The organism is Actinomyces capricornis, from assembly GCF_019974135.1.
GTDB classification, from domain to species: Bacteria; Actinomycetota; Actinomycetes; order Actinomycetales; family Actinomycetaceae; genus Actinomyces; species Actinomyces capricornis.
The window spans coordinates 3,004,756-3,018,234 of record NZ_AP025017.1 but is presented as its reverse complement, the minus strand read 5'-3'; the positions used below and the strand labels follow the sequence as shown (position 1 = coordinate 3,018,234).

The window sequence follows — 13,479 nt, the reverse complement described above, 5'->3', positions numbered from 1 at the left end:
AGCGATGTCACGGCCGCCCACCGGCTGACCGGCGAGGAGGTGGATGGTGGCCTGGCCAGGGCCTTCGAGGCCCTGGGGCTGCTGGGCTGAGACGGAGGGCGGGGCCAGCGCCCCTGTGTGCTCTGCGCGCCGGAGAACGGGTGGTGGGCGATACTGGGTTCGAACCAGTGACCTCTTCCGTGTCAGGGAAGCGCGCTACCGCTGCGCCAATCGCCCGAGGTGGGTACCGGATTCGAACCGGTGTCAACGGCTTTGCAGGCCGGTGCCTAACCTCTCGGCCAACCCACCATGAGAGGCAGGGGGCTGGGCGCTCCCGGCTCCTCGGAGCGGATGACGGGACTCGAACCCGCGACCCTCACCTTGGCAAGGTGATGCTCTACCAACTGAGCCACATCCGCGTGATGCCTCGCAACCCCCTGGGGAGCCGCTCGATGCTGGAGAACCATAGCACTCCGACTCCTGCCGCCCGCAAACAGTGGGCCGGTGATTCACCTCACCGGCCCACTGTTTGCTCCGCAGCCTGCGCGCTGGCTATGGTTAGCGCCGCACCGGGCGATTGGCTCAGGGGTTAGAGCGCCTCGTTCACACCGAGGAGGTCACTGGTTCGATTCCAGTATCGCCCACCACCGGGGGCCGGGACTGCTTGCAGTCCCGGCCCCCGTCACCCCCTGCCGTCTCTCCCTCTCTCGGGCTCATCCAGGCTCCTCCCACTCCCCGTGCTCCGCCAGGACTTGCAATGACGCCGGCGTCTGCACGATCGGGCGGCGCCCCCACCCTGAGGCAGCCTCACCCCCAGGAGTCCGCCCTCGTGGGGATCAGGGCTCAACTCTTGACAGGCCCGCTCTTGGGGCGCTTGGTGACGGGCACGGCGAAGGAGCGCCGGTCCCCGAGCCAGCCGCTGTCGGGAACGGCCGCCTTCAGGTCATTCAGTGCACCGTCGTCGAGCAGTATCCGCGCTGCGGCTGCATTATCCATGACCCGCTGAGGGCTGCGCGTGCCGGGAATGGGAACGACGTCGTCACCCTGCGCGAGCAGCCAGGCCAGGGCCAGCTGCCCTGCGCTCACTCCCAGGCCCCTTGCCAGCTGCTGCAAGACCCTGATCTGGCGGAGGTTGCCCTCCAGGGCCTCGCCGGTGAAGCGCGGGTCCATGGCTCGGAAGGTGCTCTGCGGGATCTCGTGACGCTCCAATGCGGCGGTAAGCAAGCCACGCCCCAAAGGACTGTAGGGCACTAACCCGATGCCCAGACGACGCGCTTCAGGGATGAGATTGTGCTCAGGCTCGCGCCACATGAGGGACCACTCGAACTGCACCGCTGCGATCGGATGGACCCGGTGGGCTTCCTCCAGCTGCTGCGCGGTGACCTCGCTGACCCCCAGGTGGCGCACCAGCCCGGCATCCACGAGGGTGGACATCGCCCCGATGGTGTCAGCCAAGGGGACATCGGGGTCGACCCGGTGCAGGTAATACAGGTCGATGATCTCGCGCCCCAGGCGCCGCAAAGAGGCCTCGCAGTAGCCTCGCACCCGATCAGGGTGAGCATCCAGAACCACGCCGCTTTCACGGCGCGCAATGCCGAACTTGGTCGCGATCTGCGCCTGGGGGAACCCGTGCAGGGCGTGGCCGAGGAGTGCCTCGTTACGCCCTTGCCCGTAGCTCATCGCCGTGTCGAACAGGGTGATCCCCGCATCGAGCGCGGCATGGATCGTCCGGGTGGAGGTCTCGTCGTCCGTCGGGCCGTAGCCCTGGGACAGGCCCATACAACCCAATCCGATCGCCGAGGTGGTCAGGCCGTTGTGCGTGCCGAGTCGTCGTTGTTCCATGCCGTCCATGGTCCGCACGAACGCGCCATGAGTCGAAGACTCATCAGTGATAGACCCAATAGTCCTGTAGTATGGCAACGTGGAGTTGCGTCACCTCATCTACTTCGAGGCGGTCGTCCGCCATTGCGGCTTCACCCGCGCCGCCGAGGCACTGCACGTGGCACAGCCCTCAGTCTCCGCTCAGATCAAGCAGCTTGAGAGGACTCTGGGGGTCCAACTGCTGATACGCACGGCGAGGAGTATCACCCTCACTCCGGCAGGCGAGCGGCTACTGCACCGGACCCGCCGGATCATGGATGAGCTGGAGGCGGCCCGCCAGGAGATGGCCGCCCATGCCGCTGCCCTGCGCGGCCACGTCCGCATCGGTGCGACCCCCATCGTCGGAGACCTTCCTCTTGCCGACCTGCTTGCCCGATTCCGACGTACCTACCCCGGTGTCAGCCTGGACCTATCCAGTGACCTGGTCGACGCACTCCTGGACCGCCTCGCCGCCGCCGAGCTCGATGTGGTCATCGGTCCTCTGCACGCCCCAGACTCGAGGTTCATCACCCATACCGTGGCCGATGAGCACATCGTCCTCATCACGAGCACTGACGACGAGCGCTCCCTGACCAACGTGCGACAGGTTGCCGAGGAGCCATTCATATGCCTACCGCAAGGCAGCGGCCTGCACGACATCTTGATGCGGTGCACGGCGCAGGAGGGGTTTGCCCCGCAGATCCTCATGGCGACGCACAGCCCGCACAGCATCCGCGACCTGGTCTCCACCGGCATGGGAGTGGCGCTGGTCGCCGAGTCCAGCACGACGGCTCCCGGGCAACCCGTCAAGGTCCACCAGCTGCGCCATGCCCCCGACCATCCGCCGATCGCGGTCTTCACTGCCAAAAGCCGCACCGACCCTGCGGTGCGGGCCCTGTGCGACCTCATCGCTGGCAGCGGTCACGCTGCGGGGACGGAGCTCGCCGTCACGCGATGAGGGTCAGTCGGCCCAAATCCCCTGGCGTGCCGGCAGTCCTGCGCTTCTTCCCTGGGAGGTTACGAACGATGTGGACAGTGCGTAGTGGATAGCGGATACGACACGCTGAGGTATCCGAATCTACAATAAAGGCCTGCACCAGTGGGCGGGGCCGGCACGTTCGACGTCACTTCGCGACAAAGGCATCACTTCACGACTTTGACGGCACCTACAGGTGTCGCGCTTTTCGCGAAGCGACGCCCTTGTCGCGAAGTGACGCTCAAGGTGAGCCACAACATCCGCGCCCTCTGTCTACGGCGGAACGGCTCGGAAGACCTCCACGGCTCTGAGCGGAGTGCGCGTCCTCCAGGCACGGGCTCACCGGCACGGCTCACACGGGGTCGCAGAGGACGCCTCCACCACCGAGTTCGGAGACCGCCACAGTTCTCACGCCGCCACCAGCCCCGTCAGGCCCTCAGCACGCTGCGCCGTCCTGCCCGGGTGACGGCGCCTCATCACCCTTATCCGCCGCCTGCCCCCCAGGAAGACTGGCGCGGGTGCGCTCCAGAGAGCCGGCCAGGGAGTCGGAGAGCTCCGTGATCCGCTCGGCGTTGATGACGATGCGCCTCGGGTCGGACAGCCACATCCACACCGCAGCCACCACCGGCAGCACCGCCGGCAAGTACCACAGCCGCACCCCGCCCTCAGCCCACACCGAGTACTCCAGGCCCGGCATCGGAGCGGACAGGGTCAGGGCGCCGATCAGCACAGCCATGGTCGCCAGCGCAGCCAGGCTCATCCAGCCGATATTGCGCATGCGCCGCCCGTTGTGGGCCACGCAGACCGCCAGCAGGATGTAGAGCATCCCGCCGATGACGTTGAAGGACTCCATCACCGGCGCCGCATGGGGCTCACGCACCAGCATCAAGACCGCGGGCACGAGGATGACCAGGCCGACGACGGCGAAGACGGCGACGAGGATGCGCCCCAGGCCGTAGGCGGGCCGACGGGTGTCATCAACCGTGCGAACCTGGGGGCGCTCATCCATGGGTGCGCATACCTTTCAAGGTTTCAGTGAGATCTTCTCCCCCGCTGGGGGAACCGGGACGACCCGGCACGCAGGGACCGCTCCCCTACTGCCGACGGCGACGACGTTACCATTCACGCCGTGAGCACTTTCGAGCTGTCCAGCGTCCTTCCCACCGCCAGCAGGAGTGATTCGGCCCAGGAGCCGCTCAAGCCCAGCCCCGAGATACTGGTCCTGGCCGCCGCCCCGAGCCAGGACGACGACACCCGCCCGATCCTGCTCATCGACGGCGCCGTGGGCACCGGCGTCGACACCGACGCCCTCGCCGGGCTCCTGCCGCGCCTCGGGTTCACCGGGGGGCAGGACGCCGTCCAGCACCTGCCCGCCTCGGTCGTCACCGACGAGGACTATGAGGGGCCCGAGATCCTGCTCGTGGTCGGCCTGGGGGCGGCCTGGGCCAACTCCGACCCCGCCCTGGCGGGCACCGTCGACGACGAGGCGGCCCTGGGAGCCGACCGCGCCGGCCTGCTGCGGCGGGCGGCGGGACGCGCCTCCCGGGCCCTGGCCGGGTGCAGCTGGGCGGTCATGGCGCTACCGACCCTCAACGACACCGAGCTCGCCAGTGTCATCCAGGGCGCCGCCCTGGGGGCCTACCGCTGGTCGGGGAGGGAAGGCACCGGGAGCAGCACGGGCTCCACCGGCTCAGCGGCCTCATCGGACTCGCAGGACACCCAGGACCCGGCTGCAGCGACCAGCACCAGCGCCCCCGGGGCGGCGACAGCCGGCGGCGCAGGCGCGCCCAAGGCGCCCGTGGAGCGCGTGACCGTCCTCTCCCCCCTGGCCAGCGGGCCGGAGGCCGAGGAGGCGCTGTCCTTCGCCCTCGCCCTGGCCGAGGCCACCACCCTGGCCCGGGACCTGGTCAACGAGCCGCCCAACCGGCTCACTCCGCAGGCCTTCGCCCAGCGCGCCGTCCAGGTCGCCGAGGAGGCCTCAGTGACCGCCGAGGTGTGGGACGAGCACGCCCTGGCCCAGGAGGGCTTCGGCGGCATCCTCGCCGTCGGGCAGGGCTCGGACCAGCCCCCGCGCCTGGTCCGCCTGGAGTGGGCCCCGCCGCAGGCCGAGGGCCATGTGGCACTCATCGGCAAGGGCATCACCTTCGACTCCGGCGGCCTGTCCCTCAAGCCGCCCGCCTCCATGCCCGAGATGAAGTCGGACATGGCCGGCGCCGCCGCCGTCCTGGGGGCCGTCCTGGCCGCCGCCCGCCTCGAGCTGCCCGTGCGGGTCACCGGCTGGCTGGCCCTGGCGGAGAACATGCCCGGCCCCGGCGCGCAGCGCCCCAGCGACATCATCACCATGCTCTCCGGGAAGACCGTCGAGGTGACCAACACCGATGCCGAGGGCCGCCTCGTCATGGCCGACGCCCTCGCCCGGGCGGTGACCGAGCAGCCCGACGCCGTCCTGGATGTGGCCACCCTCACCGGAGCCCAGATCGTGGCCCTGGGCGACCACGTGGCCGGAGTCATGGGCACCCCCACCCTGCGCGAGGAGGTCGTGGCCGCCGCGCAGCGCGCAGGCGAGGCCTTCTGGCCCATGCCCCTGCCCTCGGGCCTGCGCCCCGCCCTGAAGTCCACCGTGGCAGACCTCATCAATGCCAACACCTCCTCCCGAGCCGGGGGGATGCTCACCGCAGGCCTGTTCCTGCGCGAGTTCGTCGGGGATACGCCCTGGGCGCACCTGGATGTGGCGGGCCCCGCCTTCAACGACAAGTCCGCCTGGGGCCTGACCCCCAGCGGCGGCACCGGCATGGGCGTGGCCACCCTCCTGGAACTGCTTCGCTCACGCGCCCTGACCCACTGAGGTGCCGGGCCGACGACGTTGCCCCAGCACCTCGCCGTCGGCCCGGTCCACCGCCGGCTCGGTGACCATTCAGTGACCGTTCTCATGCCGCTTGAGGGACTCTGGTCCCGATCGTGACCGGTGTCCGTTCGGTGCATCCCGGCCTCGGGTGACACAATGACCCACGTGCAGAGGCGCCCCATAGGAGCGGCCGGACCGAAACACAAGGAGTGAATTCGTGACAGAGACCGTCTACGACATGGTCATTCTGGGCGCGGGCTCGGGCGGCTACGCCGCCGCCCTGCGCGGCGCCCAGTTGGGACTCAAGGTGGCGCTGGTGGAGGCCGACAAGGTCGGCGGCACCTGCCTGCACCGCGGGTGCGTGCCCACCAAGGCCGTGCTCCACGCCGCTGAGACGGCCGAAGCGGTGCGCGAGGCCGGGGCCCTGGGCATCCAGGCCGCCTTCGAGGGCGTGGACATGGCCGGGGTCCAGAAGTACAAGAACGGGATCGTCTCCCGGATGTACAAGGGCCTGGAGGGCCTGGTGTCCTCACGCGGCATCGAGGTCGTCCACGGCTGGGGCCGCCTGGTGGACCCTCGCACCGTCGAGGTCGACGGCCGGCGCCTGAGCGGCAAGAACGTCATCCTGGCCTCGGGCTCCTACGCCAAGACCATCGGCCAGGAGATCTCCGGTGGCGTCATGACCTCCGAGGAGGCCCTGGAGCTGGACCACGTGCCCGCCTCGGCCATCATCCTGGGCGGTGGGGTTATCGGCGTGGAGTTCGCCTCCGCCTGGGCCTCCCTGGGCAGTCAAGTCACCATCATCGAGGGCCTGCCCCACTTGGTCCCCAATGAGGACGAGGCCATCTCCAAGCAGCTCGAGCGCGCCTTCCGCAAGCGCAAGATCGCCTTCCACACCAACACGATGTTCGAGTCCGTGGAGCGCCATGAGGGCGGCGTGACCGTGCGCACCGCCGACGGTAAGACCTACGACGCCGAGGTCCTGCTCATCGCGGTGGGCCGCGGCCCGGCCACCAAGGACCTGGGCTATGAGGAGGCCGGGATCGCCATGGACCGCGGCTTCGTCCTGACCGACGAGCACTGCCGCACCAATGTTGAGGGCGTGTGGGCCGTGGGCGATATCGTCCCCGGTGTCCAGCTCGCCCACCGCGGCTTCGCCCAGGGCATCGCCGTGGCCGAGCGGATCGCCGGCCTGGACCCCCAGCCGGTCGACGACAACCTCGTCCCCAAGGTGACCTTCTGCGAGCCCGAGATCGCCTCGGTGGGCCTGTCGGAGGCCAAGGCGGTGGAGATCCACGGCAGGGACTCGGTGACTACCGCGGAGTTCAACGTCGCCGGCAACGCCAAGAGCCAGATCCTGGGCACCCAGGGATTCGTCAAGCTCGTGTCCCTCAAGGACGGCCCGATCCTGGGCTTCCACGCCATCGGCACCCGGATGGGCGAGCAGGTCGGTGAGGGACAGCTCATGGTCTCCTGGGAGGCCGATGCCCAGGACGTCGCCTCACTCATCCACGCCCACCCCACCCAGAACGAGACCCTCGGCGAGGCTGCCATGGCACTCGCCGGCAAGCCGCTGCACAACCACGGCTGAGTCCAGGTAGAGAAAAGGAGGACAGCAATGTCCGAGTCCGTGAAGATGCCCGCCCTGGGTGAGTCGGTGACCGAGGGGACTGTCTCGTCCTGGCTCAAGGCCGTGGGAGACACCGTCGAGGTCGACGAGCCCCTCCTGGAGGTGGCCACCGACAAGGTCGACACCGAGGTCCCCTCCCCCGCCGCCGGCGTGGTCCTGGAGATCCGCGTCGCCGAGGACGAGACCGTCGAGGTCGGCACCGTCCTGGCCATCATCGGCCAGCCCTCCGAGGCCACCGCCTCCCCCGAGCCGGCCCAGCCCGCCCCCCAGGCGGCACCCGAGCCCGAGACCCCCGCCGCCCCCGAGACGGCCGCCCCAGCGCCCGCAGCCCCTGCTGAAGCCGCCACGGCGCCGTCGTCGGCAGGCGCGCAGGGGGTGGAGGTGCCCATGCCCGCCCTGGGTGAGTCGGTGACCGAGGGGACTGTCTCGTCCTGGCTCAAGGCCGTGGGAGACACCGTCGAGGTCGACGAGCCCCTCCTGGAGGTGGCCACCGACAAGGTCGACACCGAGGTCCCCTCCCCCGCCGCCGGCGTGGTCCTGGAGATCCGCGTCGCCGAGGACGAGACCGTCGAGGTCGGCACCGTCCTGGCCATCATCGGCGACCCCTCCGAGGCCTCCACCTCCCCCGAGCCGGCCCAGCCCGCCCCCGAGGCAGCACCCGAGCCCCAGGCCCCCGCCGCCCCCGAGACGGCCGCCCCAGCGCCCGCAGCTCCCGTTGAAGCCGCTGCGGCACCCGCCGCACCCGCCCCGGCCCCCTCCGCTGCCGCGCAGACGGCCTATGTGACACCGATCGTGCGCAAGCTGGCCCGGGACAAGGGCGTGGACCTGTCCACCATCACGGGCACGGGCGTGGGCGGGCGCATCCGCAAGCAGGATGTCGAGGCCGCCGCCAAGGCGGCCCAGGAGGCCCGCGAGGCGGAGCAGGCGGCTCAGGCCACTGCCGCCGCACCGGCGTCGCAGGGCGCCGCGGCCCCCACGAGCGCCCCGGCCTCGGCCAAGCCCGCGGTGGACACCGTGCTGCGCGGTAAGACCGAGAAGATGAGCCGGCTGCGCCAGGTCATCTCCGAGCGTATGGTGGACTCCCTGCAGACCTCCGCCCAGTTGACCACGGTCGTGGAGGTGGACGTGACCCGCGTGGCGGCACTGCGCGCCCGGGCCAAGAACGACTTCCTGGCCCGCAACGGCACCAAGCTCACCTTCCTGCCCTTCTTCGTGGCCGCGGCCACCGAGGCGCTCAAGGCCCACCCGAAGATCAACGCCTCGATCGACGGCAAGCAGGTGACCTACCACGACGTCGAGCACGTGGGCATCGCGGTGGACACCCCGCGCGGCCTGCTGGTGCCCGTGGTCAAGAACGCCGGGGACCTCAACATCCCCGGCCTGGCCAAGCGCATCAACGACCTGGCTGCCCGCACCCGGGACAACAAGGTCAACCCCGATGAGCTCTCCGGCTCGACCTTCACGATCACCAACACCGGCTCGGGCGGCGCCCTGTTCGATACCCCGATCATCAACCAGCCCGAGGTCGCGATCCTCGGACTGGGGGCGATCACCAAGCAGCCGCGCATCATCAAGGACGCCGACGGCGGAGAGGTCATCGCCATCCGCTCGGTGTGCTACCTGGCGCTGTCCTACGACCACCGACTGGTCGACGGCGCCGACGCCGCCCGCTACCTCATGACGGTCAAGAAGCGTCTGGAGGACGGCGACTTCGCCGGCGACCTGGGACTGTGACCCGGGCACATCGGGCGCTCAGGCGCTCCTGAGGACTCGTGGCCCCGCACCTGCACAGGTGCGGGGCCACAGTCTGCCTGCCCGATGACAGCGACCCTTGACCGACCGCGTGGATCATTGGGCCTCTTCCACCTCCAGCACCCTCCAGGGGCCGGGCACCAGGACGAGCACCACCTGGCGGGAAGCCAGGGCCGGGACCGTGCGGGCACCGTCCTCGCCCCTGCGGGTGTAGGGGCCCTGGGACTGGGTGACCAGCACCGCCCGCGCACCCGGCCAGGCAGCGGCCACCTCGGCAGGCACCACCACCTCCTGGACCTGGCTGACCGAGGTCTGCAGGCCCTTGATGCTCTCCCCCGAGGCCAGCAGCGACTCCAGCACCCCCGCGTCAGCCAGGGCGGCAGGCGAGCCGGGCACGGTCGTGGCCGCCAGCCCCGCGGCGTCACCGGCCATGAGCGCCTCATCGCGAGCCGAGGCCAACGCCAGCACCACCGCCGTCATATCCCCATCATCACCCGTCACCGCACCGGCCTGGGCGGTTGTCTGGGCACCAGTGCGGGCATCGGCCTGAGTAGTTGCCTGCTGCGAGAGGCCGCCTCCCTCCTCCGCGGCGGGCGGGGGCGTCGCGGAGGCGGGTGCCGTGGCGCCCCCGCCCTGCGACTCGGCAGCGGAGGGGACGACGGCGCTCAACGGCCAGGATCGCAGGGCAGTGGCGGCCGCGGCGGGGTGGGTCAGCGCCCAGCCGGAGGTGGCCAGCACGATGACGGCGGCAGCGCCGGCCAGGCGGCGCCGACCTGCGGCCCATCCGCGCTGGGGTCTGGCCTGGCCGTAGGTCAGGGCGACGACGGGAGCGCGCCTGCGTGAGCGCTGCAGCCTGGAGCCGATCGTGCGCGTGGGGGTGCGGGCGGCGGCACGCAGGGAGCCCGCGGCCAGGCGGGCGCCGTCGGGCAGCTCGATGGGCGCTTGGGAGCCCATCTCGGGCGCCCTGGCCGCCAGGTCTCGCGCGCTGGGCCGCTCCTGGGGATCCAGGACCAGGGCGTCTGCCAGGATCCGCGTGGCCCGACGCGCACCAGTGCCCCCGGTGCCGGCGCACTCGCGCACGAGGGCCGCCAGGGCGTAGACATCCGAGGCCGCGGTGGCCGGGCCGCCCGCCAGTCGCTCGGGGGCCGCGCAGCCCTGCGTGCCCGATTCCATGAAGGAGCCCAGCAGGTCCACGAGCACCGGCTCGCCGTCGAGCCGGATGACGACGTTACCCGCGGAGATGTCCCCGTGGGCGCACCCGTGCTCATGCATATGGGCCAGGGCCGAGCCCAGGGCATCCAGGAGCCGGGCCATCTGCCCGATGGTCAGCCGGCCCCGGGCGCCCAGGACGACATCGAGGCTGGCGCCATCAATGAGGTCCATGACGACGGCCGCGCGATTGCCGGGCAGGCTGATGACCTCGCGGATGGGGACCAGACCGGGGTGGCACAGGCCGCGCAGGTCGGCCAGGCGCCGCAGCACCCCGGCGCCAGCGCTGCCCTCGGGCACGTCGATCAGCCGTACGACGACGTGCTCGCCCGCCGCGTCCAGGGCCCGGCGCGGCGCGGTCAGGCTCAGGCTGCGCCCCAGGGGCGCCCCGAGGGTCAGGCCCGCCTCGGCCAGGGCACGGTGGAGCTCAGGCGGCAGGCCCTCCACCCCCTCCGCATCATCCTGGCGGCCCCGGCGCCAGCGTGACGGGCGCGGTGGGCGTCGTCGGGAAGGACGAGGGCGGGCCGGACGTGGGCGCGCCCGACTGGGCTCCCCCGTGGTATCGGCCTCAGGCGGCCGAGCTGGGCACTGCGGCTCATCGAGGGCATCCGGCTCCTCGAGGGAATGCGACGGGTCGGGGGCCTCGGCGGGTGAGAGTGGCTGGCTCATAACGGCATGGTGCGCGTACACAGGTGCGCCTTCCAGGCCAACGCGAGCCCCTGTGGACAATCCGCCGCCCTCGCCGGTTCTCCACAGGAATCCGGCACGGCTGCGCCCGCAATGCCGGTGATCAAGGCTCCAGCCCTGGGATGAGCGCGGATCACCGCAGGCGCGGTGCCGCAGAGAGTCGCGGGACTCACGTTGGGCGTCGCTTCGCGGAAAGCGCGATACTTCGCGGAATGGACGTACCTTGTAGGTGTCGTCCATTCCGCGAAGCGACGCCTCTGCCGCCAAGTGACGTCCAATCGCATCGCGGCCTACCATCAGCCCCGGCCCACCACCTCCGAGGAAGGACGACTAGGCTGGATCGGTGCGCCGTGAGAATATCGATCTGGGCTCCAGGCTCATCCCCTACCAGGAGGGCTGGGACCTCCAGCGCCGCATCCACGCGCAGGTCGCCGCAGGAGAGGCGCCCAGCACCCTGCTCCTCCTGGAGCATGAGCCGGTCTACACGGTGGGGCGGCGCGCCCACTCCTGGGAGCGGCCCGCGGGAGACGTCGTCGAGCCGGGATCGGTCCCTGTCATCACCGTGGACCGCGGCGGCAAGACCACCTGGCACGGCCCCGGGCAGTTGACCGTCTACCCCATCGTGCGCCTGGCCGCGCCCCTGGATGTCATCGCCTACGTGCGCGCCCTGGAGGCCGCGGTGATGGAGCTGTGCGGCTCCTACGGCCTGGCGACCATGCGGGTGGAGGGCCGCTCCGGGGTCTGGGTGCCCGGGCAGCCGCCGGCCCGAGATCCTGCGGTCGGCGAGGCCGGGGCCGGCCAGGGCGCCATCAACCGGAACAGCGGGAGCCAGGGCAGTGCCAGCCAGGGCAATGCTGGCCAGACCACTGCTCACCGGGACCGCGCCGGGGGGACTGCGGCTCCCCGGCGCGAGCGCAAGGTCTGCGCCCTGGGCGTGAGGGTCTCGCGGGGCGTGACCATGCACGGCATCGGCCTGAATGTCGATCCCGACCTGGAGGCCTTCTCCCTGGAGCGCATCATCCCCTGCGGCATTGAGGACGCCGGGGTGACCTCCTTGAGCCGGGAGCTGGGGCGCACGCTGGCCACCGCCGATCCGGCCGACGCCCTGGCCCGGGCACTGAGCACCCATCTGGCCCCGCTGATGGCCCCCACTGATGGCGCAGACAGATCCTGAGCCCGACGCCATAGGCCTGAAGTCCTAGTCCGCCCGGGTTGCGGTCTACACTGGTGCCCGCGCCCTGGGGCCCCACAAGGCAGCAGGTCAGGGCGGACCGATCCGAGGAGGATGCCCCCGTGGCTACCACGCCCATCACAGCCACACCCGCCAGCGCGCCGCACCCGGCGAGCAGCACCGATGCGGGCGCACCGCCCCGCAGCGCCGACCCCACCTCGGCCGCTGAGCCGGCGGCGCCCGCATCCCACGGCTGCGGCTCCGGATGCGGGTGCGGATCCTCCCACGCATCCTCCGGCAGGACCCCCAGTCAGGCCTCCAGTCCGGCCTCCAGCACCTCGGCGAAGGTCGCCCCCGAGGGCCGGCGGCTCCTGCGCGTCGAGGCCCGCAACGCCCAGACCCCCATCGAGTCCAAGCCCGACTGGCTGCGGACCAAGGCGGTGGTCTCCGAGACCTACCAGGAGGTCCGGGGACTGGTGCGCGAGAAGAAGCTGCACACGGTGTGCGCCGAGGCCAACTGCCCCAATATCTACGAGTGCTGGAACGACCGGGAGGCCACCTTCCTCATCGGCGGGGAGCTGTGCACCCGCCGCTGCGACTTCTGCGACATCGCCACCGGCCGGCCCACCGAGTACGACGTCGATGAGCCCCGCCGCGTCGCCGCCTCGATCAAGGAGATGGACCTGCGCTACGCCACCGTCACCGGCGTCTCACGCGATGATCTGCCCGACGGCGGGGCCTGGCTCTACGCCGAGACCGCCCGCCAGATCCACCAGGTCTCCCCCGGCACCGGCGTGGAGCTGCTCATCCCCGACTTCAAGGTGGACCCCGAGGCGCTGGGCGAGGTCTTCTCCTCCCGCCCCGAGGTCCTGGGGCACAATCTGGAGACCGTGCCGCGCATCTTCAAGCGCATCCGCCCGGCCTTCTCCTACGAGGGCAGCCTGGAGGTCATCACCGCGGCCTCAGAGGCGGGCCTGGTAACCAAGTCCAACCTCATCCTGGGCATGGGCGAGACCCGCGCCGAGATCGAGGAGGCGATGGCCGCCCTGGTGGCCGCCAGGTGCGACATCCTGACCATCACCCAGTACATGCGCCCCTCCAAGCTCCACCACCCCATCGACCGGTGGGTCAAGCCCCAGGAGTTCGTCGAGCTCAGCGAGCTGGCCGAGGACATGGGCTTCGCCGCCGTCATGAGCGGCCCCATGGTCCGCTCCTCCTACCGGGCGGGCATGCTGTGGGGCCGGGCCATGACCACGCGGGGCTGGCCCGTTCCCGAGCACCTGGCCGAGCTGGCCAAGCCCAGCACCGCCCGCCAGGAGGCCTCCGCCCTCGTGGCCCACCTCGCCGCGTCCTGAGCCCGAGGGGCGCCC

At 71.0% G+C, this 13,479-nt stretch carries 9 protein-coding genes and 4 tRNA genes; 7 read left to right on the top strand and 6 right to left on the bottom strand.

The window, feature by feature from the left end:
• Positions 1 to 141: 141 nt before the first annotated feature.
• The 3 genes from MANAM107_RS12315 to MANAM107_RS12305 all read right to left on the bottom strand — a co-directional run bounded on the left by MANAM107_RS12315 (position 142) and on the right by MANAM107_RS12305 (position 398).
• Positions 142 to 216, bottom strand: a tRNA-Val gene (locus MANAM107_RS12315).
• A 1-nt stretch (position 217) separates the two neighbouring features.
• Positions 218 to 288: transfer RNA gene (locus MANAM107_RS12310), tRNA-Cys, on the bottom strand.
• Positions 289 to 325: 37 nt separating this feature from the next.
• Positions 326 to 398, bottom strand: a tRNA-Gly gene (locus tag MANAM107_RS12305).
• Positions 399 to 550: 152 nt separating this feature from the next.
• Here MANAM107_RS12305 and MANAM107_RS12300 point away from each other — a divergent pair.
• Positions 551 to 626, top strand: a tRNA-Val gene (locus MANAM107_RS12300).
• A 196-nt stretch (positions 627 to 822) separates the two neighbouring features.
• On the opposite strand, the gene MANAM107_RS12295 is transcribed toward MANAM107_RS12300, so the two are convergent.
• The gene (locus MANAM107_RS12295) at positions 823 to 1,821 is read right to left on the bottom strand and encodes an aldo/keto reductase (RefSeq protein WP_223909177.1); all 999 of its coding nucleotides are present in this window, start codon (positions 1,819 to 1,821) and stop codon (positions 823 to 825) included.
• 79 nt (positions 1,822 to 1,900) lie between these two features.
• Here MANAM107_RS12295 and MANAM107_RS12290 point away from each other — a divergent pair, with 79 nt between their 5' ends.
• Complete coding sequence (locus MANAM107_RS12290; protein ID WP_223909174.1) at positions 1,901 to 2,797, top strand: LysR family transcriptional regulator; 897 nt, start codon at positions 1,901 to 1,903, stop codon at positions 2,795 to 2,797.
• 454 nt (positions 2,798 to 3,251) lie between these two features.
• Here the strand turns inward: MANAM107_RS12290 and MANAM107_RS12285 are convergent, their stop codons facing one another.
• The gene (locus MANAM107_RS12285) at positions 3,252 to 3,824 is read right to left on the bottom strand and encodes a hypothetical protein (RefSeq protein WP_223909172.1); all 573 of its coding nucleotides are present in this window, start codon (positions 3,822 to 3,824) and stop codon (positions 3,252 to 3,254) included.
• A gap of 120 nt (positions 3,825 to 3,944) precedes the next feature.
• Between MANAM107_RS12285 and MANAM107_RS12280 the strand changes: the two genes are divergently transcribed.
• The 3 genes from MANAM107_RS12280 to sucB all read left to right on the top strand — a co-directional run bounded on the left by MANAM107_RS12280 (position 3,945) and on the right by sucB (position 9,024).
• A complete protein-coding gene (locus MANAM107_RS12280) occupies positions 3,945 to 5,660 on the top strand; it encodes a leucyl aminopeptidase (protein ID WP_223909170.1) in 1,716 nt (571 codons plus the stop codon).
• Between the two features lie 217 nt (positions 5,661 to 5,877).
• Positions 5,878 to 7,251 carry a dihydrolipoyl dehydrogenase gene (lpdA, locus tag MANAM107_RS12275; protein WP_223909168.1) on the top strand — a complete coding sequence of 458 codons (1,374 nt, stop codon included), beginning with the start codon at positions 5,878 to 5,880 and terminating at the stop codon, positions 7,249 to 7,251.
• A 27-nt stretch (positions 7,252 to 7,278) separates the two neighbouring features.
• Positions 7,279 to 9,024: a 2-oxoglutarate dehydrogenase, E2 component, dihydrolipoamide succinyltransferase gene (sucB, locus tag MANAM107_RS12270; RefSeq protein ID WP_223909166.1), complete on the top strand. Its 1,746-nt coding sequence runs from the start codon at positions 7,279 to 7,281 to the stop codon at positions 9,022 to 9,024.
• Positions 9,025 to 9,138: 114 nt separating this feature from the next.
• On the opposite strand, the gene MANAM107_RS12265 is transcribed toward sucB, so the two are convergent.
• Entirely contained in the window at positions 9,139 to 10,698 is a 1,560-nt protein-coding gene (locus tag MANAM107_RS12265; RefSeq protein ID WP_223909164.1) for a protein kinase domain-containing protein, read from the bottom strand.
• A 583-nt stretch (positions 10,699 to 11,281) separates the two neighbouring features.
• On the opposite strand from MANAM107_RS12265, the gene lipB reads away from it, so the two are divergent.
• Together lipB and MANAM107_RS12255 are read left to right on the top strand one after the other, a co-directional pair.
• Positions 11,282 to 12,112 carry a lipoyl(octanoyl) transferase LipB gene (lipB, locus tag MANAM107_RS12260; RefSeq protein WP_223909160.1) on the top strand — a complete coding sequence of 277 codons (831 nt, stop codon included), beginning with the start codon at positions 11,282 to 11,284 and terminating at the stop codon, positions 12,110 to 12,112.
• A gap of 368 nt (positions 12,113 to 12,480) precedes the next feature.
• Positions 12,481 to 13,464: a lipoyl synthase gene (locus MANAM107_RS12255; RefSeq protein WP_223913172.1), complete on the top strand. Its 984-nt coding sequence runs from the start codon at positions 12,481 to 12,483 to the stop codon at positions 13,462 to 13,464.
• The last annotated feature ends 15 nt before the right edge of the window (positions 13,465 to 13,479 follow it).

What these genes read in the sequence shown, in the direction of transcription:
- MANAM107_RS12295 (WP_223909177.1), bottom strand. Translation starts at nt 1,821, where the DNA reads ATGGAACAACGACGACTCGGCACGCACAACGGCCTGACCACCTCGGCG.
- MANAM107_RS12285 (WP_223909172.1), bottom strand. Translation starts at nt 3,824, where the DNA reads ATGGATGAGCGCCCCCAGGTTCGCACGGTTGATGACACCCGTCGGCCC.
- sucB (WP_223909166.1), top strand. Translation starts at nt 7,279, where the DNA reads ATGTCCGAGTCCGTGAAGATGCCCGCCCTGGGTGAGTCGGTGACCGAG.